This is a genomic window from Psychrobacter sp. H27, assembly GCF_059072655.1.
This window is the reverse complement of the sequence record NZ_JCACRX010000001.1, coordinates 1,818,271-1,842,754: the sequence shown is the minus strand read 5'-3', so window position 1 is coordinate 1,842,754 and position 24,484 is coordinate 1,818,271. Positions and strand designations below refer to the sequence as shown.

15 protein-coding genes, 2 tRNA genes and 3 rRNA genes are annotated in these 24,484 nt (G+C 43.5%); 14 read left to right on the top strand and 6 right to left on the bottom strand.

The features are described from left to right. Positions 1-12: 12 nt before the first annotated feature. Positions 13-1,947, bottom strand: coding sequence for a threonine--tRNA ligase (gene thrS, locus AC5JPY_RS07460; RefSeq protein ID WP_443524851.1), 1,935 nt, complete (start codon positions 1,945-1,947; stop codon positions 13-15). A 1,160-nt stretch (positions 1,948-3,107) separates the two neighbouring features. On the opposite strand from thrS, the gene AC5JPY_RS07455 reads away from it, so the two are divergent. The 8 genes from AC5JPY_RS07455 to AC5JPY_RS07420 all read left to right on the top strand — a co-directional run bounded on the left by AC5JPY_RS07455 (position 3,108) and on the right by AC5JPY_RS07420 (position 10,692). Next, positions 3,108-4,646: ribosomal RNA gene (locus AC5JPY_RS07455) — 16S ribosomal RNA — on the top strand. 73 nt (positions 4,647-4,719) lie between these two features. Continuing rightward, positions 4,720-4,796: transfer RNA gene (locus AC5JPY_RS07450), tRNA-Ile, on the top strand. A gap of 10 nt (positions 4,797-4,806) precedes the next feature. Next, positions 4,807-4,882, top strand: a tRNA-Ala gene (locus tag AC5JPY_RS07445). A gap of 339 nt (positions 4,883-5,221) precedes the next feature. Further along, positions 5,222-8,077, top strand: a 23S ribosomal RNA gene (locus AC5JPY_RS07440). Between the two features lie 146 nt (positions 8,078-8,223). Continuing rightward, positions 8,224-8,337 (top strand): 5S ribosomal RNA (gene rrf, locus AC5JPY_RS07435). The 16S, 23S and 5S rRNA genes sit together here with 2 tRNA genes alongside, the layout of an rRNA operon. 112 nt (positions 8,338-8,449) lie before the next feature. Then, positions 8,450-8,671: a hypothetical protein gene (locus AC5JPY_RS07430; protein ID WP_319052112.1), complete on the top strand. Its 222-nt coding sequence runs from the start codon at positions 8,450-8,452 to the stop codon at positions 8,669-8,671. Positions 8,672-9,049: 378 nt separating this feature from the next. Next, complete coding sequence (locus AC5JPY_RS07425) at positions 9,050-9,880, top strand: TIR domain-containing protein (RefSeq protein WP_443526808.1); 831 nt, start codon at positions 9,050-9,052, stop codon at positions 9,878-9,880. A 122-nt stretch (positions 9,881-10,002) separates the two neighbouring features. Next, positions 10,003-10,692 carry a DUF3885 domain-containing protein gene (locus AC5JPY_RS07420; RefSeq protein ID WP_319052110.1) on the top strand — a complete coding sequence of 230 codons (690 nt, stop codon included), beginning with the start codon at positions 10,003-10,005 and terminating at the stop codon, positions 10,690-10,692. 51 nt (positions 10,693-10,743) lie between these two features. Here the strand turns inward: AC5JPY_RS07420 and AC5JPY_RS07415 are convergent, their stop codons facing one another. After that, positions 10,744-11,004: a DUF1289 domain-containing protein gene (locus AC5JPY_RS07415; RefSeq protein ID WP_443526806.1), complete on the bottom strand. Its 261-nt coding sequence runs from the start codon at positions 11,002-11,004 to the stop codon at positions 10,744-10,746. A 188-nt stretch (positions 11,005-11,192) separates the two neighbouring features. On the opposite strand from AC5JPY_RS07415, the gene AC5JPY_RS07410 reads away from it, so the two are divergent. From AC5JPY_RS07410 to AC5JPY_RS07400, 3 genes are all read left to right on the top strand, one after another. Beyond that, complete coding sequence (locus AC5JPY_RS07410; RefSeq protein WP_443526805.1) at positions 11,193-11,852, top strand: YqiA/YcfP family alpha/beta fold hydrolase; 660 nt, start codon at positions 11,193-11,195, stop codon at positions 11,850-11,852. A 276-nt stretch (positions 11,853-12,128) separates the two neighbouring features. Beyond that, the gene (gene parE, locus AC5JPY_RS07405; RefSeq protein WP_443526803.1) at positions 12,129-14,015 is read left to right on the top strand and encodes a DNA topoisomerase IV subunit B; all 1,887 of its coding nucleotides are present in this window, start codon (positions 12,129-12,131) and stop codon (positions 14,013-14,015) included. 177 nt (positions 14,016-14,192) lie between these two features. After that, positions 14,193-14,882, top strand: coding sequence for a lysophospholipid acyltransferase family protein (locus AC5JPY_RS07400; protein WP_443526802.1), 690 nt, complete (start codon positions 14,193-14,195; stop codon positions 14,880-14,882). A gap of 106 nt (positions 14,883-14,988) precedes the next feature. Here the strand turns inward: AC5JPY_RS07400 and budC are convergent, their stop codons facing one another. Then, complete coding sequence (gene budC / locus AC5JPY_RS07395) at positions 14,989-15,771, bottom strand: meso-2,3-butanediol dehydrogenase (RefSeq protein ID WP_443526800.1); 783 nt, start codon at positions 15,769-15,771, stop codon at positions 14,989-14,991. Between the two features lie 294 nt (positions 15,772-16,065). Here budC and AC5JPY_RS07390 point away from each other — a divergent pair, with 294 nt between their 5' ends. Continuing rightward, a complete protein-coding gene (locus AC5JPY_RS07390) occupies positions 16,066-17,571 on the top strand; it encodes a hypothetical protein (RefSeq protein WP_443526799.1) in 1,506 nt (501 codons plus the stop codon). A gap of 204 nt (positions 17,572-17,775) precedes the next feature. On the opposite strand, the gene AC5JPY_RS07385 is transcribed toward AC5JPY_RS07390, so the two are convergent. Next, positions 17,776-19,440 carry a mechanosensitive ion channel gene (locus AC5JPY_RS07385; protein WP_443526798.1) on the bottom strand — a complete coding sequence of 555 codons (1,665 nt, stop codon included), beginning with the start codon at positions 19,438-19,440 and terminating at the stop codon, positions 17,776-17,778. 444 nt (positions 19,441-19,884) lie between these two features. Here AC5JPY_RS07385 and bamJ point away from each other — a divergent pair, with 444 nt between their 5' ends. Continuing rightward, positions 19,885-20,616 (top strand): BamJ family beta-barrel-assembly machinery protein, encoded by a 732-nt coding sequence (bamJ, locus tag AC5JPY_RS07380; protein WP_443526796.1) that lies wholly within the window; start codon positions 19,885-19,887, stop codon positions 20,614-20,616. Between the two features lie 146 nt (positions 20,617-20,762). Here the strand turns inward: bamJ and argA are convergent, their stop codons facing one another. After that, positions 20,763-22,085: an amino-acid N-acetyltransferase gene (argA, locus tag AC5JPY_RS07375; protein WP_319052100.1), complete on the bottom strand. Its 1,323-nt coding sequence runs from the start codon at positions 22,083-22,085 to the stop codon at positions 20,763-20,765. Between the two features lie 547 nt (positions 22,086-22,632). Between argA and AC5JPY_RS07370 the strand changes: the two genes are divergently transcribed. Further along, complete coding sequence (locus tag AC5JPY_RS07370; protein WP_443526795.1) at positions 22,633-23,214, top strand: hypothetical protein; 582 nt, start codon at positions 22,633-22,635, stop codon at positions 23,212-23,214. A gap of 199 nt (positions 23,215-23,413) precedes the next feature. Here AC5JPY_RS07370 and AC5JPY_RS07365 read toward each other — a convergent pair whose 3' ends face one another. After that, on the bottom strand, positions 23,414-24,394 hold the full coding sequence (locus AC5JPY_RS07365; RefSeq protein ID WP_443526793.1) for a patatin-like phospholipase family protein: 981 nt from the start codon (positions 24,392-24,394) through the stop codon (positions 23,414-23,416). Positions 24,395-24,484: the final 90 nt, after the last annotated feature.

Below are 24,484 nucleotides of genomic sequence, written 5' to 3'. Positions count from 1 at the left end.
GTTTAATAGGTATTACTCCTCATCTGTTTTTGGGGGCTGTCGGCCTTTTTTACTGACAGCGGTCTGTACTAATGTAATAAATTCAGAAATACTCATGACGCCAAGGTTCTCACCTTCGCGAGTTCGGACGTTAACGCTGCCCGATTCGACTTCTTTATCCCCTAATACTAGCATATAGGGAATACGTTCTAATGTTTTCTCTCGTATCTTAAATCCAATCTTTTCGTTACGCAAGTCGCTAATAGCGCGCAAACCTGCATTTTTGAGCTCGCTAACGACGCTTTCACAGGCATCAGCTTGTTTATCAGTGATATTCATCACCACAACTTGTTGCGGTGCTAACCATACTGGCATCCAACCGGCATAGTTTTCGATCAAAATACCAATGAAACGCTCAAACGAACCTAAGATTGCACGGTGCAACATAATAGGGACTTCACGATCATTTTGCTCATTGACGAACTCTGCATCGAGACGCTCAGGCATGTTTGGATCAACCTGAATGGTGCCGCACTGCCAAATACGACCTAATGAATCCTTTAGACTAAACTCAATCTTTGGACCATAGAATGCACCTTCACCAGGTAGGTAATCCCAGTCTAGCCCTGAGCTATCAAGCGCATCTGCTAAAGCCTTTTCTGCAAAATCCCAAGACTCATCACTACCAACACGTTTTTCAGGACGGGTAGAGAGCTTCATAATAATATTATCAAAGCCGAAATCTTCATAAACAGCGAGCGTTAGCTTAATAAAGTCAGCCACTTCTTGCTGAATCTGTGCCTGAGTACAGAAAATATGTGCATCATCTTGCGTAAAACCGCGTACGCGCATCAAACCATGTAATGAACCTGATGGCTCATTGCGATGGCAAGAACCAAACTCAGCCATACGTAGTGGCAAGTCACGGTAAGACTTTAGACCTTGGTTAAAGACCTGCACGTGGCAAGGGCAATTCATCGGTTTTACCGCATAATCACGGTTTTCACTAGCAGTCGTGAACATATTGGTTGCATAATTGCCCCAATGGCCCGAGCGTTCCCACAGACTACGATCAACAATTTGTGGCGTTTTGATCTCTTCATAGCCGTTATCGTATTGCACTTTACGCATATATTGCTCAAGTACTTGGTAAATTGTCCAGCCATTCGCATGCCAGAACACCATACCTGGCGCTTGCTCTTGCATATGGAATAAATTTAACGCTTTACCGATTTTACGATGGTCACGTTTTTCAGCTTCCTCAATACGCTGTATATAAGCTTTTAGCTGTTTCTTATCTGCCCAAGCCGTACCGTAGATACGCTGTAGCTGTTCGTTTTTCGCATCACCGCGCCAATAAGCACCTGACATTTTAGTCAATTTAAATACTTTCAAAAATCGCGTGTTCGGCACGTGCGGCCCACGGCACATATCGACATATTCTTGATGATGATACAAACCAAATGCTTCTTCGCCTGGCATATCATTGATCAGCTTTAACTTATAGTCTTCATTGCGTGACTCGAATATCTCGATCGCTTCAGCACGTGGCGTCATCTTTTTGATAACGTCATAGTCCTGCTTGATCAGCGCCATCATGCGCTTTTCAATCGCTTCCATATGCTCAGGTGTGAACGGTGTCTCACTAAAAATGTCATAATAAAAGCCATCGTCAATAACAGGACCAATTACCATTTTGACGTCAGGATAAAGCTGCTTAACCGCATGCCCTAATAGATGAGCACATGAATGACGAATAATATCGACACCATCATCATCTTTCGGCGTTACGATTTCGACATTGGCGTCAGCGATGATAGGGTCGTGCGCATCGACTAATTGACCATTTACACGTCCAGCAACCGTCGCTTTAGCGAGTCCCGTCCCAATACTCTGCGCCACTTCCATGACTGTTGTATTACCTTCGAAATCTTTTACGCTACCATCGGGTAAAGTAATCGCTACCATAATCTATTCGCCTGTTATTGGGTCCGTTGGCAGTGATGACTGCAACCATCAATCATGTAACCGTGAGACCGCATCAATTATATCTAATCATTGTGATATGTAGTGGGAGGTATACATTATTCTATAAGCTGTCCAATACTGCATATTGCGAAGCTCAATTATTCTTCAAGGAGATTCACCACTATTAATACAGTAAGTAATACTTCGTTGTCAGAGCAATGCTAGTGCGGCGCAAAAACAAATAATGCAATAGACCGACGATTATAGCAAAAACCCTCTAACAACACTAGATATCAAAGGATAGAGAGGTAGTTAGAAAGAGGTACAAAAGCTAATAGATAAGAAGAAACGGTTTTGAACACGCAATTCTATAAATCCAGTTCTGTGGGTCAAAGTATCGCTAGTACTCTATAAATGATTATCGTGGTTCTCCTATATAGTATCATTTGTGAAAATATCAATATAAAAGGTAGAATCGATAAAGTGCTCAAGTAGAGCGAATATTAGATAGGTAGAAAACCCAAATATTATCTATACTAATAAAAGCCAAAAGTAGCCATAAAAGCTCGCTTATTGGAGAACGTACCTATTCCTCTACTACATCAACCAATCGACCAATTCATAACCTATTGAAACTATTTATTATTTTTAATAGCTGTAAAATAAGTTTAAAAACATGTATAAAATTGGTTGACACAGTTATTAAACTCTCTATAATACGCCCTCATCGGACGGACTAGCGGCAGCTAATATGTAAATTACATATTAATAACGCAGTTAACCTGGTGAAACAAATTATAAAAAGTCTTGACAATTCATATCACTATGATAAGATAGTCGGCTCGCTAGATAGCTTAACCGGAGACGGATTAGCTAGATGGCAAAAGAAATACCTTATATATCGATGACTGGACGACAGTGATTGAGACTATTTAAAAGCATAACTAAAGAACAACTTGTGTGGATTTTTGCTGATTCAGAATGCTAAAAAATAAAGTTGACTATCTTTTCTTTTCGGAAAGATTATTAACTATAAAAATTATCATTTAAGACAGCAGAAAAACTCAAAGTTAATTCATTACGAACATAATTTTTAGCGATTTTGCCAGATTAGATGAGCCAAGTTTAGAAGCTTCTTTAAAGAGCTTCATAGCAAGATTAAACTGAAGAGTTTGATCATGGCTCAGATTGAACGCTGGCGGCAGGCTTAACACATGCAAGTCGAGCGGAAACGATGGTAGCTTGCTATCAGGCGTCGAGCGGCGGACGGGTGAGTAATACTTAGGAATCTACCTAGTAGTGGGGGATAGCACGGGGAAACTCGTATTAATACCGCATACGTCCTACGGGAGAAAGGGGGCAACTTGTTGCTCTCGCTATTAGATGAGCCTAAGTCGGATTAGCTAGATGGTGGGGTAAAGGCCTACCATGGCGACGATCTGTAGCTGGTCTGAGAGGATGATCAGCCACACCGGGACTGAGACACGGCCCGGACTCCTACGGGAGGCAGCAGTGGGGAATATTGGACAATGGGGGAAACCCTGATCCAGCCATGCCGCGTGTGTGAAGAAGGCCTTTTGGTTGTAAAGCACTTTAAGCAGTGAAGAAGACTCTTCGGTTAATACCCGGAGACGATGACATTAGCTGCAGAATAAGCACCGGCTAACTCTGTGCCAGCAGCCGCGGTAATACAGAGGGTGCAAGCGTTAATCGGAATTACTGGGCGTAAAGCGAGCGTAGGTGGCTTGATAAGTCAGATGTGAAATCCCCGGGCTTAACCTGGGAACTGCATCTGAAACTGTTAGGCTAGAGTAGGTGAGAGGGAAGTAGAATTTCAGGTGTAGCGGTGAAATGCGTAGAGATCTGAAGGAATACCGATGGCGAAGGCAGCTTCCTGGCATCATACTGACACTGAGGCTCGAAAGCGTGGGTAGCAAACAGGATTAGATACCCTGGTAGTCCACGCCGTAAACGATGTCTACTAGTCGTTGGGTCCCTTGAGGACTTAGTGACGCAGCTAACGCAATAAGTAGACCGCCTGGGGAGTACGGCCGCAAGGTTAAAACTCAAATGAATTGACGGGGGCCCGCACAAGCGGTGGAGCATGTGGTTTAATTCGATGCAACGCGAAGAACCTTACCTGGTCTTGACATATCTAGAATCCTGCAGAGATGCGGGAGTGCCTTCGGGAATTAGAATACAGGTGCTGCATGGCTGTCGTCAGCTCGTGTCGTGAGATGTTGGGTTAAGTCCCGCAACGAGCGCAACCCTTGTCCTTAGTTACCAGCGGGTTAAGCCGGGAACTCTAAGGATACTGCCAGTGACAAACTGGAGGAAGGCGGGGACGACGTCAAGTCATCATGGCCCTTACGACCAGGGCTACACACGTGCTACAATGGTAGGTACAGAGGGCAGCTACACAGCGATGTGATGCGAATCTCAAAAAGCCTATCGTAGTCCAGATTGGAGTCTGCAACTCGACTCCATGAAGTAGGAATCGCTAGTAATCGCGGATCAGAATGCCGCGGTGAATACGTTCCCGGGCCTTGTACACACCGCCCGTCACACCATGGGAGTTGATTGCACCAGAAGTGGATAGCTTAACCTTCGGGGGAGCGTTCACCACGGTGTGGTTGATGACTGGGGTGAAGTCGTAACAAGGTAGCCGTAGGGGAACCTGCGGCTGGATCACCTCCTTATAGACAGCATTCGGTCAGCAAGAATTCACAACAAGTTGTTCTTTAGTTTAAGCTTACGTTTTAGGACGTATTAGGGTCTGTAGCTCAGCTGGTTAGAGCACCGTGTTGATAACGCGGGGGTCAGTGGTTCGAGTCCACTTAGACCCACCATTTATATAATGGGGCCATAGCTCAGTTGGTAGAGCGCCTGCCTTGCACGCAGGAGGTCAACGGTTCGACTCCGTTTGGCTCCACCACTACTTTAGTTAAGCTTAGAGTGCTAAATAAAAATAGGTATCAAATAGAAACAAGTGATTTGAACAAGATTACTTCTTTCTGTTTTATACAGAATCTGTGACTCGACGAGAGCATAGAGACTATTTAAAAACATAGATATGAGTCTGGGTTAGGAGGTGCGTGTTCACGCGCACTTCTTAACCTTAATAACTCACCTCTTAACGACATCAGTTGTTATCCCAGGGGTGAGTTATTAAAAAAGTAAAGAGAACTGAATCAAGCGTATAAACATAGGTGATATCGTTATCATAATTAGAGTGTATGACACTTTGGAGTCGAAAGACTACTTGGGGTTGTATGGTCAAGTAATGAAGCGCACATGGTGGATGCCTTGGCAGTCAGAGGCGATGAAAGACGTGACAGCCTGCGATAAGCTTCGGGGAGGCGGCAATATCCTGTGATCCGGAGATTTCTGAATGGGGAAACCCACTTACCATAAGGTAAGTATCCTAATTTATTAGGAAGCGAACGAGGGGAAGTGAAACATCTCAGTACCCTTAGGAATAGACATCAATTGAGATTCCCCTAGTAGCGGCGAGCGAACGGGGAGAAGCCGATTAGTACTAATGTAGAAGAACAGCGTGGGAAAGCTGACCGTAGTAGGTGATAGTCCTGTATTCGAAACATTAGCATTAACATATTAAGTAGAGCGGGGCACGAGAAATCCTGTTTGAAGATGGGGGGACCATCCTCCAAGGCTAAATACTCCTGACTGACCGATAGTGAACCAGTACCGTGAGGGAAAGGCGAAAAGAACCCCTGTGAGGGGAGTGAAATAGAACCTGAAACCGTGTGCGTACAAGCAGTGGGAGCCTACTTGTTAGGTGACCGCGTACCTTTTGTATAATGGGTCAGCGACTTATGTTCTGTAGCAAGGTTAACCGTTTAGGGGAGCCGTAGGGAAACCGAGTCTTAATAGGGCGATTAGTTGCAGGGCATAGACCCGAAACCGAGTGATCTATCCATGAGCAGGTTGAAAGTGCCGTAACAGGCACCGGAGGACCGAACCCACTGTCGTTGAAAAGCCAGGGGATGACTTGTGGATAGGGGTGAAAGGCTAATCAAACTCGGTGATAGCTGGTTCTCCCCGAAAGCTATTTAGGTAGCGCCTCGGACGAACACCATTGGGGGTAGAGCACTGTTTCGGCTAGGGGGTCATACCGACTTACCAAACCGATGCAAACTCCGAATACCGATGAGTGATATCCGGGAGACACACAGTGGGTGCTAACGTCCATTGTGGAGAGGGAAACAACCCAGACCGCCAGCTAAGGCCCCAAATTCCTAGTTAAGTGGGAAACGAGGTGGGAAGGCATAGACAGCTAGGAGGTTGGCTTAGAAGCAGCCATCCTTTAAAGAAAGCGTAATAGCTCACTAGTCGAGTCGGCCCGCGCGGAAGATGTAACGGGGCTCAAACTAGGAGCCGAAGCTGCGGATTTGAATTTGTTTTCAAGTGGTAGGGGAGCGTTGTGTAAGCCTGTGAAGGTGTGTTGTAAAGCATGCTGGAGGTATCACAAGAGCGAATGCTGACGTGAGTAACGATAATGCGAGTGAAAAGCTCGCACGCCGGAAGATCAAGGGTTCCAGTCCAACGTTAATCGGGGCTGGGTGAGTCGACCCCTAAGGCGAGGCCGAAAGGCGTAGTCGATGGGAAATCGGTTAATATTCCGATACTTGTTTATAATGCGATGGAGGGACGGAGAAGGTTATGTCAGCCTGGCGTTGGTTGTCCAGGTGAAAGGATGTAGGTTTATAGCTTAGGTAAATCCGGGCTATTTTATACCGAGATCTGATAGCAAGCTGTACTTGTACAGCGAAGTGGCAAATACCATGCTTCCAGGAAAAGCTTCTAAGCAATAGTTATAAACGAATCGTACCCTAAACCGACACAGGTGATCAGGTAGAGAATACCAAGGCGCTTGAGAGAACTCTGCTGAAGGAACTAGGCAAAATGGTACCGTAACTTCGGGAGAAGGTACGCTGTTGGTGGTGATAGGACTTGCTCCTTGAGCTGCTGGCAGTCGCAGATACCAGGCTGCTGCAACTGTTTATTAAAAACACAGCACTCTGCAAACACGAAAGTGGACGTATAGGGTGTGATGTCTGCCCGGTGCTGGAAGGTTAATTGATGGGGTTAGCGTAAGCGAAGCTCTTGATCGAAGCCCCAGTAAACGGCGGCCGTAACTATAACGGTCCTAAGGTAGCGAAATTCCTTGTCGGGTAAGTTCCGACCTGCACGAATGACATAATGATGGCAGCGCTGTCTCCAGCAGAGACTCAGTGAAATCGAAATCGCAGTGAAGATGCTGTGTACCCGCGGCTAGACGGAAAGACCCCGTGAACCTTTACTACAGCTTTACATTGAACTTTGACCTGACTTGTGCAGGATAGGTGGGAGGCTTTGAAGCCGAGACGCTAGTCTTGGTGGAGCCAATCTTGAAATACCACCCTGGTCATGTTGGGGTTCTAACTCAGGTATAACAATACCGAGGACAATGTATGGTGGGTAGTTTGACTGGGGCGGTCTCCTCCTAAAGAGTAACGGAGGAGTACGAAGGTGCGCTCAGACCGGTCGGAAATCGGTCGTAGAGTATAAAGGCAAAAGCGCGCTTAACTGCGAGACCCACAAGTCGAGCAGGTACGAAAGTAGGTCTTAGTGATCCGGTGGTTCTGTATGGAAGGGCCATCGCTCAACGGATAAAAGGTACTCTGGGGATAACAGGCTGATACCGCCCAAGAGTTCATATCGACGGCGGTGTTTGGCACCTCGATGTCGGCTCATCTCATCCTAGGGCTGAAGCAGGTCCTAAGGGTATGGCTGTTCGCCATTTAAAGAGGTACGCGAGCTGGGTTTAGAACGTCGTGAGACAGTTCGGTCCCTATCTACCGTGGGCGTTGGAAATTTGAGAGGATCTGCTCCTAGTACGAGAGGACCAGAGTGGACGAACCACTGGTGTTCGGGTTGTCATGCCAATGGCATTGCCCGGTAGCTACGTTCGGATGGGATAACCGCTGAAAGCATCTAAGCGGGAAGCCCACCTCAAGATTAGATTTCCCTAAAGAGCCGTTCAAGACTAGGACGTTGATAGGCAGGGTGTGGAAGCACAGCGATGTGTGTAGCTAACCTGTACTAATTGCTCGTTTGGCTTGACCATACAACACCCAAGTGGTTTGTATCAAGTCTAATTATCTGTCACAGACAGAACATTTCGATATCACCTTTAACCTTGATTCAGTTAGGTTAAGTGATACTTAGTCAAATAAGTAAAACTATAAAACAGACTCATATCTAACCCCCTTTGCTGACGACAATAGCGCGATGGCCCCACCTGATCCCTTCCCGAACTCAGAAGTGAAACATCGTTGCGCCAATGGTAGTGTGGTTCGCCCATGTGAGAGTAGGTCATCGTCAGCTCTCTATTCTGATTTGCCCCTTGATACTAACGTATCAAGGGGCTTTTCTTTGGCTGGAATTTCCTAAAGCTCAGATGCACCTGTCGGTAGTCGGTAAATGGGCGTACCAGTCGATGGTAGAATCATTCAGCGCGAAACCTGCGCCAGTCCGTATTCGCATGATGGGCGGTACAGTGCCAACGGCAGAGATTGTAGATGCTCTGCAAGTGCCGTTTGTTATCGTACCTTTGGTCAACGCTGACAATAATCAGCACGCTGCCAATGAAAATATGCGCATGGGTAACTATATTAATGGCGTACGTACTCTTTATAGTTTAGTTACTAGTCCTTTATAAATGAGAAAGTAAAGCAGTAATAGCCCAATCGCTGACGAAAAGAGCACGATGTAAAATTTGTTAATTGTCGGACTCAGAAGTGAAATATCTTATAATCGATAGTAGTGTGGTTCGCTGACGTGAGAGTAGGTCATCGTTATCTTTTTATAACTAAAGGTCTTCAATCAATTGTGTGATTGGAGACCTTTTTATATCTAGCCTTTGGATCTCAATAAGCTTTATTTTTTGAAAGTATTATATTTAATACTTTTGATTTTGTTATTTACAAATACGAAAGAGTGCAAGATGTGATTTTTATTGCTATATTATTTAGGAGATTATGGCATTATTTTTAGGATTTTAAATTTTTGACATTTAATAAAGTACGGAGATTATGAGTTGAGAAAACCCCGATTATTTATTGCATCCTCAGTTGAAAGTATTCCAATTGCCGAAGCTGTTAATGTCAATCTAGATCATCAGTTTGAAGTTACTATTTGGACAGGGGGTACTTTTAAACTCTCATCTTCAACTATTGAAGATTTAGTTGAGAAGTCTTCTACTGTCGACTTTGCACTGTTTATTTTTGCACCAGATGATGTAGCTGTAATTAGGGATGAAAATCAACATATAGTTAGAGATAATGTAGTATTTGAACTTGGTTTATTTATTGGTGCTATTGGAAAGAAACGTTCTTTTATTCTTAAGCCTCGTGATATAGATATACATCTACCAACTGATTTATTAGGTGTGACGCCTGCTGACTATGATGTGAATCGTTCAGATGGTGATTTAGTTTCTGCAACTAATAGGGCTTGCTCATTAATTAAAATAGAAGCTGCTAGTTTAGGTATTCTAAATCGTTCTAGTCTTTCTGAATCGAAAGCAATTATTGCGAATCCATCAAATTACAAGTTGAAAGAGCAAGACTATAGATTTTTAGCTTCTTGTCTTCAAAGTCAAGTTGCTAATCCTATTGGTTTACCTTTTTACATGATAAGTAATAATGTCAATGGGATAGACGATGCTGTTCTTCAGCTTTCTTTAGTAAAACTAGAGCGCATGGGTTTTTTAAGCAAATCTATAGAAATAGATCACCAAGAAGGTTATGAGTTCTATGCTTACTCTATAACTGAATTAGGGGTTGATGAACTTTTAAAAAATGAAGAAGCTCTTCAACTAAAAGTATCTAAGTCGGTGAACAGTTTTGATGACCATATTCCGTTTTGAAGAATATAAAGTAGTGTTAATCACTGGTTTTCCATAAGCGTTTCATAAGGTAGTGTATTGCTTGCTTTACAAATTATTCGTAGTCGACTCATACACTGTTTAGTTTAGGGTTAAGGAATATTATGAGTAAAAATTCAAACTGGTATGCTTTTCAAAATTTTATCAAAACTAATTTTCCTGATAGTAATTTACATCCTACAGAGTCATTTATTAGTCATACCAACCATTTAAGATTTGAACTAGGCGATGGTTTTGAAAACGGTACCATCAAAAGAGTTGATCATTGTGTAAAAAAAGCAGTTAAGATTTTTGAGTCTGTATTTAACGATGAAGATGAAGTCTACATTCTAATTAACTCCTTTAAACATGACGGAGGTGGAGAGTTTTATAAGCCAACGAATGGGTATCTAGAAGCACAATTTTCGTATTTTGACGAAATAATTAAAGATGAGAATATTGTTATAACTTCAGAAACTGACGAGTTTTATGATATTCAAAAAGAAATTTCAGAGATAATGACAATTACTACTCATCATATTCAGAAAATATTTAGAGTAGATCTTGCCTCAGTAAACTATATCAATATCCTTAGAGGTACTGCTAATCTTGAAATGGGTTTATCCCCAGCAATAAGTGACAATATATACTTTATTAACAAATCTAAGAAAATCGTCTTTTACATGTATGATGATCGTGGGTGTATGGTCTATTCATCAGATATAGAGTCTATTCGATTTTTATATGATAACCTCTATGAATGGCTAGTTGAGTACCATATAGAAACATTCGATCATTTATTTCGACGCAAATAATGAATAGAAGCTAAGCAGATTTGCTCTAGTAACCAAAATTATTCCAAAGTATCAAAACAACTCACCCATCTCAACCTCTTCTTCAAAATCAAATCCTAGCTGCTCGTTTTTGCGCAGCCGCATAAGCTCAATACGCAGCTTACGTCCTGCGATAAGCCTCAGTACCTCACGTTGCTGCTCTGTCGTCATATGATGCCATCGTTGGCGCTCGGCTCGACTGCGCAGGCAACCAAAGCAATAGCCTTTTTTATTGCTTTCACAGACACCGATACAAGGGTTGTCAATGTCGAACAGCTCAAACTGTTGATTCATGGCGACTCCATTGCTATTACCATCATTCCTTTGACTGGCACCAGACGATTATGATCATATTATTATGTCGCAAATACCGACTAATAGTGTGCCGTTTTATTGTTATTATTTTTGCGCATCGGGTGCTATGCTTAGCGCTACTAGCCTATATAAGACAATCATAACAAAATTAATAAGTGAGATAATACGTGAACCTGATTTATATCCATGGACTGGACAGCGATGCGAACTCGACTAAAGGGCTGCTGTTAGACAAATACTGTCAGCATCATCATCCTGATATCACGGTGCTGCGTCCTGATTTGAATAAATCGCCTGCGCAAGTTCGTGAGAAGTTGTTGTTATTGATAGACGGGTTAAACAATAGCAAAGATGAGCAGACCGAATCTTCCAGTACGGTATTGGTTGGTAGCTCATTGGGTGGATATTTTTCTACGTTAATCAGTAATAAAATGGGTTGCCCTGCATTACTACTAAACCCTAGTACGCAGCCACATATTACGCTACAGCGGTTTGCTGATGAGTCTGTATTAATCGATAGTGGTAAAGCAGCATTGTCTGAAGATTATGTTTTACATTCGACAGCAGGCGGCTGGGATATAACCAATGCTGATTTGCAATGGTTTGCAGATCATCAAATCTCTCAAGTTAATTATCCCAACAAAATTGCTGTACTGCTTAAACAGGGTGATGAGCTATTAAACTCTGAGCTGTCTCAAGCCTTTTATGAAGGGCAAGGCGCAGCAGTAACCGCACAAGCAGGTGGCGATCATCGCTTTAGTGATTTTGGTGAGCAGCTACCGATGGTGATAGAGATGCTACGAGAGCTAGGGCGTATCATCAACTAGCCCATTCAATCATTTAGCGGTCTTAAAATGGCTAAATCTTGTCAAAAATCGTCAAAAATTTTGCGAATATACCTATATTCTCTGCAATTTTTTCCTCGTTTGACTACTATTTATCTCATTTTAAGCCTCGCTATCTAAATGATGACACGCCCTAGTAAAGTCTTAAATAGACGACATTATATGACGTGAACGATGGACTATTGACCTTAACGTCGCTGTTTTTGGTTATAATGGTTTTATAGAGTTAAACGCACATGAATAGTTAAGGATGCATTTGTGAGTCAATATAATGCGCAATCGTTAGAAGTTTTAGAGGGGCTTGAACCCGTCCGTCGTCGCCCAGGTATGTATACCGATACCACGCGTCCAAATCATTTGGCGCAAGAAGTCATTGATAACTCGGTGGATGAAGCGTTGGCGGGTTATGCCAAAAACATCAAGGTGCAACTGCACAGTGATGGGTCGCTGTCTGTCGAGGATGATGGGCGCGGTATGCCGACTGATATTCACCCTGAATTTGGTCAATCAGGCATCGAGCTGATTTTGACCCGTTTGCATGCGGGTGGCAAGTTTTCGACCTCCAATTACGAAGTGTCAGGCGGTTTGCATGGCGTGGGTATCTCTGTCGTCAATGCGCTATCAACCCGCGTTGCAGTGACGGTATGGCGTGATAGTACACAGTTTGATATGGCGTTTGAAAATGGCGCGCCCGTGACGCCATTGACCGAGGCGGTCAGCTCAAATAAACGCAAACGTGGTACTAAAGTGCATTTTTGGGCCGATGGCAGCTTTTTTGACACGCCCAAATTTAATGTGAAGCAGCTTAAGCACAATTTAAAAGCCAAAGCGGTATTGGCTGCGGGACTAACGATTGAGTTCACCGATGATATCAATGATGAAAAGGTGGTTTGGCAATTTACTGATGGGGTGGTCGAGTATCTAAGCGAGCAATTAGATGGTCTTGAGACGCTACCAGAAGCACCCTTTTATTATAATTACGATGCAAAAGTGGGCGAACGTGCGGGTGTGACCTTTGCGTTGTCTTGGCTACCTGAGGGTGGTACACCGATTCAAGAAAGCTATGTGAATCTTATCCCGACGGCGCAGGGCGGTACGCACGTCAATGGATTACGCACAGGTATCTTAGAAGCATTACGTGAGTTTTGTGATATTCATAATTTGCTACCGCGCAGTGTAAAACTGACCGCAGAAGATGTCTGGGATGGGGTGAACTATATCTTATCCTTGAAGTTCTCTGAGCCGCAGTTCTCTGGTCAGACCAAAGAGCGTTTATCGAGCCGTGAAGCTGCGGGCGCTGTACAGACCTTGGCAAAAGATGCCTTTAGTCTGTGGTTAAACCAACATGCGGATATGGGTACGCAAATTGCGGAATTGGCGATTAATAAAGCAGGTCGCCGCCTAAAATCAGCCAAAAAAGTCGCTCGTAAGAAAATCACGCAAGGGCCAGCACTGCCAGGTAAATTGGCAGATTGCCGTGGTGATTTACGTGATGGCGCTGAGCTGTTCTTAGTAGAGGGTGACTCGGCAGGTGGCAGTGCCAAGCAAGCACGTGATCGTCATTATCAGGCGATATTACCTCTGCGCGGTAAGATTTTGAATACATGGGAAGTGTCGTCAGATACGGTACTATCAAGCCAAGAAATTCATGATATTGCTATTGCGATCGGTGTGGATCCTGCCTCTGATGATTTGTCCGAACTACGCTATGACAAGATATGTATCTTGGCAGATGCTGACTCTGATGGTTTGCATATTGCGACGCTGATCTGTGCGTTGTTCGTCAAGCATTTCCCTGCGCTGGTGGATGCTGGTCACTTGTTTGTCGCGATGCCGCCATTGTACCGTGTGGACGTGGGTAAAGAGGTGCACTATGCGTTAGATGAGCCAGAGCTTGCGCATATCCTAGCTAATGTACCGGGCAACAAAAAAGCGCAAATCACCCGTTTTAAAGGGCTGGGCGAGATGAGTGCTGAGCAATTGCGTGAGACGACGATGAGCCGTGATACGCGCCGGTTAGTGCAGTTAGATATGGATGACATGGTACTGACCAATGGCATCATGGACATGCTACTAGCCAAGAAACGTGCCGCTGATCGTAAGTCTTGGCTTGAGAGTAAAGGGGACTTGGCTGATATTTCTTAATCGATATCAGTGAGTCTTGAGAAATATGTGCAAGATTAAATGGCATAGGGTATTACTTATATTTATGGCTGCGCGCTATTGCACATAGTAAAAGCACGCAAAATTCAGCCTAGTTAAACAGGCTAGATGTTATCATATCAGTACCTTTCACTATATTGTGCTGTCATGATACCAAAGATGTTTAAACGCTCTAAGTCTGCCACTACTGAATCTACACGCTCAAAGATACTGCCAAAGCTCAGTAGAAAACAAGTGGGTGATAACGTGCCTAGGCGCGGTAATAAAGTGTCGCCTGTGATTGGCTTGTGGCTCATGAAGACATTGGGATGGCGAACGGTTGGTGATATTCCTAATATCTCTCAGGCTGTGGTATTGGCACTGCCCCATACCTCTAATGTTGATGGCGTTTATGCACTTCCTAGTTTATTTGCGCTAGATTTAAAAATTAGTATCATGGCAAAGCATACGCTGTTTAGAGTGCCAGTATTGTCTCAGCTGCTGTATTGGATGGGGATTATTCCGATTAATCGCACTGAAAAAGGCTCAGTATTGCAAGCCAGTATCGACAAGTTTAAGACAGGTGAGCCACTATTTTTGGGCTTATCACCAGAGGGTACACGGCAATATACCGAGAGCTGGAAAACAGGATTTTACTATTTGGCGCTCGGTGCTGGCGTGCCTATCTTGCCAGTCGCGCTGGATTATAATACCAAAGAAGTTCGTTTTTTATCTGTGATGCATCCAACTGGAGATATTGAAGCGGATTTACCAAAAATTTATGCTCAATACCAAGGCGTCATGCCAAGGCATCCTGAGCGTCTATCGCAGCCGCTACAGGATATCAACAACGCAGCTAAATCTGAATAAGCCTTTTTTAATATATCTCTAAAGATAAAAAAGCCCCTGATAATATATTATCAGGGGCTTTTTTTGAGTGATTTTATCGTGGCTGTTAATTTAGAGAGCCAAGATATTAGAACTGTGGCTGACCGTTAGAGGCGCTAACGCCGCCATCAACAGGTAGGTTCACCCCAGTAATCATAGCAGCGTCGCTACTGGCCAAAAAAGTAATGGCAGCGGCAATATCTTCTGGGGCAGCCAAACGCCCAAGTGGACAGCGGGCTAGAAATTTGTCTGTCTTACTGTCATTGTCTTGAATGGCAGTGGTCATGCTGGTCTTAGTCACACTTGGATTGACAGCATTTACGCGCACACCGTCAGGACCATGATCTAACGCTAGTGTACGCGTTAAGTTGGTTACACCTGCTTTGGCAGCGTTGTAAGCGGCCATATTCCAGTCACCGCCCATTCCCGAGAGGGATGAGACATTGACGATACTGCCTTTGGTTTCTATCAAATGGGGCATCGCCGCTTGTGAGACATAAAATGTACCATTTAGATTAACATCAATGGCTGAGCGCCAGTCTTCAGCAGACAGATCTGTTATTTTACCTTGAGTCGCTTTTCCAGCGTTGTTGACCAAAACATCAATCCTTTCAAACTTATCGATAGTATGTTTGATCATCTCCTGTACTTGGCTCTGTACGCTGATATCGCAAGTGACACATAGATAGTTATCAGTATGAATCCACGTATGATCTTCTGGAAACTGTTCTGCTGTTTTTGCTAAGGTATCAGCAGTACGCCCCACCAAAACCACTCTAGCACCTTCTTCAGCAAAGCGAATGGCAGTAGCACGGCCAATACCTGAACCTGCTCCAGTGACGATCACGGTTTTTTCTTTAAAACGCTTCATAATGCTCAATCCTTGTTATTATATAGTGCTGATTAAAATTTGATAAATGAACCTAACAGCGGTGCGTGGATGCAGCTTAGAACTATAAAGTCTACGGACAAGTAACACCGCTTTGATATCATCATAACAAGTCATTGCGTTGAAAGCGACTGTGTCTGATAGTGCTTATGTAGCATAATTTTACAGTCGTAAATGCGCTAAAGTACTAGCAATGATATTAGTAAAAACGCTATGGTTTTGAGAAGTTAAAAGGCGATTAATCGCCTAATTTACGATAATAAAAGGTTGGAATTTGTGTCTCAGTCCTCTACTACAATATCTGATGAAAGTTATCTTGCTAGTGAGCTTGCCTGTTATTTACAGTCAGCTGCGATAAGCGTCACGCTGCCTGCTATACAAACAGCTGGACAAAAATATGATGCTGGTCAATATCTCTACCAACTCCCAGCAGGCAAGCTGCAACTGCTGGCGTTGACACTGTATTTACCTTTAGATACCAGTTCAGCTGATATTAGTGCAGCACGTATGACTGCGGTAAAATCTGCCCTCGCATGGCATAAGGCATCAGCTTCTCAAAATAAAAGCACCGAAAGAAACGACATCGAAAAAAACCGCACTGAAAGTATCGACACCAACAATAAAGACATAGAGCCCCTTTGCCATGATGTTTTAGTTGTCGATATTCAGCTGACTGATGATGAAGAGAGGAGTGCAGCACATACTGATAGTCATCAGACCAAACCACCCAGTCGTCTAAAGCATGACTTCGGCGCTCGCTATTTTTTGGAGGATTTGGTGGTAGATATGAGTGAGGCTGGGCCACAACTACACGTGTTTAGCTGGCACGACTGGCAATCGGTCTTGGTAGCGGTACAGACCCCCTGCGAGTTATGGCGGTTTTTGAGTTATCACTTAGCGCAGTTGCAATACTCGGCTATCAGTCATGCGCCAAGTTTTGTATCAGAAGAAGTACTCGCGGCTCAGTTTTTGCAAAGTCCATCTTTGTTGGCGCCTGCTATCACAGTAGATAATACGCTTATCAAACATGAAACTCAGGACAAACCCAATCCAGCACTTGTCACCATGGCGCTCGCGTACAAAAATCAAAGTGCAACTGCTCAGATGTATCATCAGCATATGCAACAAGCAGCGACACTATGGTCGCAGTTAAGTGCACAGATGATAGCAATGTATCGTGAAAAGCAGACAGCGACAGATGACCAAACACAGCCAGATACCTTGGTGTCTCGCTGGCAGCAGCAACTGTTGGATGAGTCGTTGTTCTCGCGGCATGAGCTGGTCCGTACGCTATATAGACATCCTAAGCAAAGTGATAAGCTGAGACAAGATGGTTATGTGGTACATCAGCATTCTTACGAGAGCTTGGGTCGGCACTATGTGCTCATATTCTATGGTCAGGATGCTCAGGCAAATAACAGCAAAGCGGCTATCCAGCCGAATCTAGCAAAAATTGCCCAGGACGTAGCGACGCGCTTGCCAATAGTAGAGTTACATCATATCGTTGTGCTTGGTATCGACTTTATTACTGAAGACAATGAGACATTTATTGATATTGATGTGTGGATACAGCCAGTCGATACGATGACTCAAAGAGAGCGGCAGTTGACTAAACAAATACAGCAGCTAAAAAAGCAAGAATCGCAAAAAAATGCCCAAAGAGTAAACAGGCAAGCTGACCAGAATGCTAAGTATGAGGATAAATCCGAGAACAATAATAAACCTGCTAAGTTACCTCAAGTAAAGCTAAGTCTTTCTATACCTGCAAAAAAAGACAGATAATGATCAATGATTATAGGGATTAATGATTTCTACAAAGTAGTTTTTAGAGCAGGGTGGTTCTGAGTCAGGTGCTGTTTCAACGCTATTTCAATGTGGTTTCAATTTTTTTGTACCTTACCTCTAAGCGATTTCTACTGATACGCGCATAAAAAAAGACAGCCTAGGCTGTCTTTTTCTTATTTAAAAGTAAGGCGTTATGGATGCTTACTTATTGATATCATCGTTAAGATTGCTACCAGGAAGCGTCTGATCACTGTTGTAGATGTCATTGGTATCTACGCGAGGCGTTTCGATAACATCAGTACGCAATTCAGTAGTTGACGTAGTAGCAGCTGAAGGCGTATTTTCACGTACTGAATCAGCAACTTTCTCTTGCGTCGATGAGTTTGGCGTGACTGCAGACTTTGCTTTCGCTTCGTCACGTTCACGATCCATTTTGTCTTGCATCTTACGTAGGAAGCGTGCTGCTGCTTCTTGACCACCAAGACCAAACGATAGAGCAAAGGCAACGGCTACGGCACCTAGAGTTAGGCCAAATGCTAAATTGACGATCGAATCAGCAATACCCATTGCTTTTAGACCCATAGCAAGTACAAGACCCATGATCAATACACGTACGATGTTTGCTAAGAACTGTGAACCTTGCTCAGAACGTTCAACAACGCCTGCAATGATATTGGCAAGCCAAAATCCGATGAATAGGATAATCGCACCTAATACGATGTTGGCACCAAAAGCGATGAACATCGTGATGATGCCTGATATAGCAACAAAACCTAATAGATCGGCGGCTGCAATGGCTGCAAATAGCATAGCAAAGAAGATAATCGCATGACCAACTAAGTCCGATACTCTCTGGCTGCCCATGGTTTCTTGCAAGCCTACTTTGGCAGGCAATTGGTTCACTTGCGTATTCTCAAGCAAACCTTTAACGATGTTGGCAACCATACGAACCACATAGAAAGTCACTACTAGGATAGCGACTGCCATAAAGATATTTGGCAATGCTTCCATAATTTTGTTAAGCATATTGGTCGCAGGACGAGCAATTACTTCGATTTTCAATGCATTTAACGCAGCAATAATCGTTGGAATAATAACTACTAAAAATGCTAGCGAACCTGCAATGTTAGGTAGGCTGTTTTGTTCACTTAAGCCTGCTTTTGACGCCAATGCTTGAACATTAAACGTAGAAACAAGATTGGTTACGATGCCGCGAACCACTTTGGCAATGATATAACCGACAACAAATACCACACCTGCAATCAGGATGTTAGGAATAAAGCTGAAGATTTTGTCGACCATATTCGTTAATGGGGCAAACAAACCATCAAGCTCTAACTGACCAAGTACCATGGTCAACACCACTAACAAGATGAACCAGTAAACCATGTCAGCAATCGTGCTGCTCATCGGTTTTACGCCAGCTTTTGCGCTTAAACGCTCATCCATTGAGGTTTTAGACAGTGCAGCATTGATAGCAGTACGAGCTACCGTAGCAACGACCCAACCGATGACACCAAGAGCAATCGCACCGATGAGGTTAGGAATAAACGCCAATACTTGGTTGACCATATTTGCAAATGGTGCCGAGATTGAGTTTAGGTTCAGTTGGCTAAGCGCGCCTGAAATGGCAATGATAAAGATAAACCAAAAAACAATCTTGGAGATAATGCCCTCAAGATCGTAAGTTTTACCGGTTGAAGAGTTCATGCGTTGATTGAGATTGACTTTAGATAGGACACCGCGGACAAGTGCTGCGATACCGAGTGCTACTAGCCAACCAATGATAAATATCAAAATAGCACCAATGATAGAACCGATAGGCCCACCAAGATAACCGTTAAAAGATGTATACATTGGGTTCATCTTATCCTCCTTGAAGCATCCTATAAATATCGCTAATAAAACTATGAGTGAGCGAGACAGATATGTAGATGATTATTAAAATAATGTCTTGGGGTTGAGTTATACGAAGATAGTATTTTTTGAATGGTTCTATTATCAACGGCATCAGTCTGATTTTTAGTTATCGATTTGCTACTGATACTCATATGTTGATAATAAATGTCAACATTCGATTACTTATCTCCTTAACGAACTCAGCTTAACTGAAGTATTGATGGATTTAAAGACAGAAAGCTTTACCCGACACTATATTTGTGTGATAACTTGTTATTATCACAGGAGATATTTACACAGACTGTACATTCGCTCGATAATTTTGTGCAAAGCGTGGTTCCCAAAACTAAGATTTGTTATTATAGAGAAATGTGACATCTCGCCACTATTCTTACAATTAGAGAGTACTTTATGAAAAAAATCACTACTTTAAGCGTTAGCGCTCTTGCTAGTGCTATGTTGTTAATGACAGGTTGTAGCACTAATAACGGCAGTCAAGAAACAGCCGCTCAAAGCGTTTCTATTACAGAGCAAAGCTCAGCAAGTGAAAAAGTGGGCTACAGCTTAGGCTTCATGATGGCAGAAGGTAATAAAGAAGCAGTTAAAGATCTGAACCTAGATACTTTTGAAAAAGGCTTCCGTGATGGCTATGAAGGCAATGACTCAGCATTGACTCAAGAGCAGATGCAAGAAGTATTGATGACTTATCAAAAAGAACAAGAAGAACAGTTCGTTAAAGACATGGAAAACAAAGCAACAGAAAACAAAACAGCAGGTACTGCATACCTAGCAGAAAATGCGAAGAAAGAAGGCGTCAAGCAAACTGATTCTGGCTTACAGTACAAAGTACTAAAAGAAGGTACTGGTAAATCACCAAAAGCAACTGATGTGGTGGAAGTCAACTACGAAGGTAAATTGATTGATGGTACCGTATTTGATAGCTCTTATGAGCGCGGTGAGCCAATCGAGTTCCCACTTAACCAAGTCATCGCTGGCTGGACAGAAGGTCTACAGTTGATGAAAGAAGGCGGCAAATATGAGTTTTATATCCCATCAGATATTGCCTATGGCGAAGCGGGTAATGCGGGTATCGAGCCTAACAGCACGCTTATCTTCACGGTTGAGCTATTAAGCGTTAAGTAAGTATTTAGCGCGTGAAATAGGTATCTAGCGAATAAAAAGCCTTCATAATGATTATGAAGGCTTTTTTTTGCGCAAATATTTTAGTTTGATTGATATTACCCTTGTTAGAGCAAGTCAAATAAGAATAATATCAGCTTGGCTATCCTCTATAGGTTCTTTTGAAAGACTTTAGAGTTGCGACCATTATGGTACTGCTCTTGACGTGATTCTGGTAAGGCATCTGCTTCAACTTCAGCAAAGCCTTGCTCAACGAACCAATGCGCGGTACGAGTCGTCAAAACAAATAGCTTATGCAAGCCATGACTGCGCGCTTGCTGCTCCAAGAACGCCAGCAAGTCAGCACCGCGACTACCACTGCGATACTCAGGACGTACGGCCACACAAGCCACTTCTGCTGACTCAGCATCTAACGTATGTAGCGCGGCACAGCCCAAAATCATACCATCACGCTCGATGACACTATAATTATCAATCTCTTGCTCTAAGCGTTCACGTGAGCGGCTGACTAAGATGCCTTGCTCTTCTAGAGGGGATAGCAGCTCGATAAGACCAACCACGTCATCAATGTTGGCACGGCGAATCTCTTCGTAAGGGTCATGGCTGATAAGCGTACCAGAACCATCACGAGTGAATAGCTCTTCTAGTAGTGCGCCATTTTTGGCATATGAGATGATATGTGTACGATGTACCCCTTGGCGACATGCTAGGCTTGCGCAGTTTAAGAAGTAATTGATTTCACAGTTTAGATCACGGTCGCGCAAGAAGCGATCCACTTCGTTGGGAATCATCTCATGTAATAAACGATCACCATCATTGATGCCAGCTTCCTCACCCAAGAAGATAAGCTTATCGGCTCCTAACGCTACTGCAGCACTAAGCGCCACGTCTTCAGCGAGCAAATTAAATACTTCGCCCGTCGCTGAATAGCCCATAGAGCCTAGTATCACGGTGTGGTCGTGTAATAAGTTGTTTTTGATAGCTTCCACATCGATAGAACGAACTTCGCCCGTCATTTGATAATCAATGCCTTCACGAATGCCATAAGGGCGCGCCGTCACAAAGTTACCTGAGATGGCATCAATGCGCGAACCATACATAGGTGAATTGGCAAGCCCCATCGACAGCTGTGCTTCGATCTGTAAACGAATAGCGCCAACCGCCTGTAGGATAGCTGGCATCGCTGCACGCGGGGTGATACGGATATCTTGATGTAGCGGAGACTCAATATTGTCGTCTTTGAGGTTTTTTTCGATTTGTGGTCGCGCCCCATGCACCAGTACCAGCTTGATGCCCAAACTATGGAGCAAAGCAAAGTCATGAATCAGTGTGCTGAAGTTAGGATGATTGACCGCCTCACCGCCAAACATGATCACGAACGTTTTGCCGCGATGGGTATTAATGTATGGGGCAGAGTTACGGAACCAATGGACGTATTCAGGATTAATCTGGGGCATGGAACTAGTAGTCATAATGGGAGCAGTAGTCGTTAGAATAAGAAAGAGTGCGCAGCAAAAATATGCCTTACGCTAAAGATTTACCATAGCAAAAAACGCGGTTATGAGCTATCTTTTATTTCAGCTGTGTTCGGGTGTTTCATCGCAGGATTACGATATACACAACCTCAACACGGGGTTAATGTACACACAAAAGCTTTTTGCTATGCTAAGCGCTATTGCTTTACGGTTAGCGAACGAAGATAATCATAAAAATAGTGATTTTATAAGAAGTACCCTTGTAGGAAGTAAGAAGTGACTTTATAAAAAGAGTGGCTCTGAAAGAAATAGCAACTGTGACGTGATCATGTAATTGATAGAACAAAATAGTCAAAAAGCAGATAATGATAATTTGCTTATCGGCTATGGTTTAAGTAATACCATCAGTTATATGTGCTGTAGTATTAGGGCTAGGTTGCTCAAGCAGTCATGAGCGATATAAGACAGCTATTGAATAGATTTAAAAAGTTTACGTTTTGCCATCTGCGTTTTACTGAAATATCAACTAGGGATAATGAGAATTATGAAAAAAAGTAACCAATTTGCTAGCCCATTTAGTGCTTGGAGCGGTCATCGCTTATTTCACGTTGTTGCCGGTACGCTCATCGGTGCAATGGTAGTCACGCAAGCGTCAGCAATGCTCCCAACACCAGAGCAAGCAGTTGATAGTTCAATGGCAATGCAGGCAAGTGCGAGCGGTAACTCAAGCGCCCAAGCGGTCAATAGCAAGATCACAGCATCGTTGGTAAGCGTCGATGCCAATGGTCAGGAGACTCTCGTTCCTGTTGATACTAATACTCGATTGCAATCGGGCAATGTTTTGGAGTATAAAGGATACTTCACCAATACCAATGCAGATCGTGTACGTAAGATGACGGTCACTATGAGTATTCCTGATCAAGTAGAGCTGCTTGGTACCGTGGCACCTGATTTCCCATATGGTAGTGTTGATGGCAATAACTTCGCTCGTATGCCACTACGTACAAAGGTAGATAATCAACTGCAAGATGTTGCGCTCAGATACTACAAAGCAGTTCGCTGGGATCTCGAAGGCGTTGGTCTGAATGATACGGTAGCAGTAAAATATCGCGCACGTGTTAAATAACACTAAATCAGCTACGGCTTGAAAAACTTTATTCTGAGGGGTTTGCCAAGCGCTACCAGGTAACAGTAAGCATTAACAAAAAGCACCATAGTTCATAGCTATGGTGCTTTTTTATGTACTGGAATAAATGTTGGCCGAAATTTTTTGGTAGGTGTTTCTGAATAAGTATCTTTGGATACACGTTTTTAGATAGGTCTGATTAAAGGGTTGCGTATTTGCTTTTGGACTTTTCTTGTATCAGTTGTTTGATAGCGCTGATGTGAGATGTAGTTGCTTGTGAGCCTGCTTCTATAAGATGGCGACGCTGCCTGGTATCTATTGAACTGATGTGTCCCACATTTGGTGTAATGACAATATCAGCACGGTCTCGCTCACGGCGCATTGATGAGGTACGTTGGTGCGTTGCGGGTGATACGATATTGGTTTCGAGAAACCCCCAAAAGTCACTCAATGAGCTGATGGTTAGAGGGTTATTAATCGTAGCGGCATTGTCTTGAGCAGTGGTCACATCAACAGCAATAACGATATCCGCACCCAAGTCACGAGCGCTATCTACAGGGACTAGGCTCACCACCCCACCATCGACGTATTTTTTACCGACTTTTTCGGGGATGCGCGGCGCGATAAAAATATTAGGCACGCTACAAGAGGCTTGAACAGCAAGACCTGCATCACCCGTCGTAAAGACGGCCTTTTTTAGAGTATGCTTTTCTGCTGCGACCGCTGCAAAGCTAATAGGAAACGCCTCTATTGCTTTTGCGTTCACTTTATTATTAATAAAGTTTTTGAGCTTGATACCTTCAACAAATCCTTGGTTGGATATCGTAAAATCTGTCAGCTGGCTGTCCGAGGTGGTCAGTGCCAACTGCTCAAGCTGTGCAGGCGTGTAGCCACTCGCATACAAGCTGCCAATTAAGCTACCGACACTGGTACCAACCACCATTGTAGGCTTAATGCCATTCTCTTCTAATGCTTTGATTACCCCCACATGAGCAAAGCCTTTCGCCCCGCCGCCGCCCAATACCAGTGCAACACTAGGTAGCTCTATGGCTGGTTCTGATGTTACTGAATAGTCAGGCGTTATGGTGCTACAAGCACTGATAGCAAGTCCAAATACAGTCAACAGACTGGCGCGTAGTAGGCCTAGAGGAGGGTGACTATAAAAAGCAGAAGCGAACATAAAAGCACCTTATAGCTTTGCCATGATGTAAAAAGAAGATAGAAGTTGTTTACTGGATAACAGTCAGACGTTCAGTCGTTTGCCATTGGA

Bases quoted from the DNA above. Each gene is read 5' to 3' on its own strand.
- thrS (WP_443524851.1), bottom strand. From the start codon at position 1,947: ATGGTAGCGATTACTTTACCCGATGGTAGCGTAAAAGATTTCGAAGGT.
- AC5JPY_RS07430 (WP_319052112.1), top strand. From the start codon at position 8,450: ATGGTAGAATCATTCAGCGCGAAACCTGCGCCAGTCCGTATTCGCATG.
- AC5JPY_RS07420 (WP_319052110.1), top strand. From the start codon at position 10,003: ATGAGTAAAAATTCAAACTGGTATGCTTTTCAAAATTTTATCAAAACT.
- AC5JPY_RS07415 (WP_443526806.1), bottom strand. From the start codon at position 11,004: ATGAATCAACAGTTTGAGCTGTTCGACATTGACAACCCTTGTATCGGT.
- AC5JPY_RS07400 (WP_443526802.1), top strand. From the start codon at position 14,193: ATGTTTAAACGCTCTAAGTCTGCCACTACTGAATCTACACGCTCAAAG.
- budC (WP_443526800.1), bottom strand. From the start codon at position 15,771: ATGAAGCGTTTTAAAGAAAAAACCGTGATCGTCACTGGAGCAGGTTCA.
- AC5JPY_RS07385 (WP_443526798.1), bottom strand. From the start codon at position 19,440: ATGAACCCAATGTATACATCTTTTAACGGTTATCTTGGTGGGCCTATC.
- bamJ (WP_443526796.1), top strand. From the start codon at position 19,885: ATGAAAAAAATCACTACTTTAAGCGTTAGCGCTCTTGCTAGTGCTATG.
- argA (WP_319052100.1), bottom strand. From the start codon at position 22,085: ATGACTACTAGTTCCATGCCCCAGATTAATCCTGAATACGTCCATTGG.
- AC5JPY_RS07370 (WP_443526795.1), top strand. From the start codon at position 22,633: ATGAAAAAAAGTAACCAATTTGCTAGCCCATTTAGTGCTTGGAGCGGT.
- AC5JPY_RS07365 (WP_443526793.1), bottom strand. From the start codon at position 24,394: ATGTTCGCTTCTGCTTTTTATAGTCACCCTCCTCTAGGCCTACTACGC.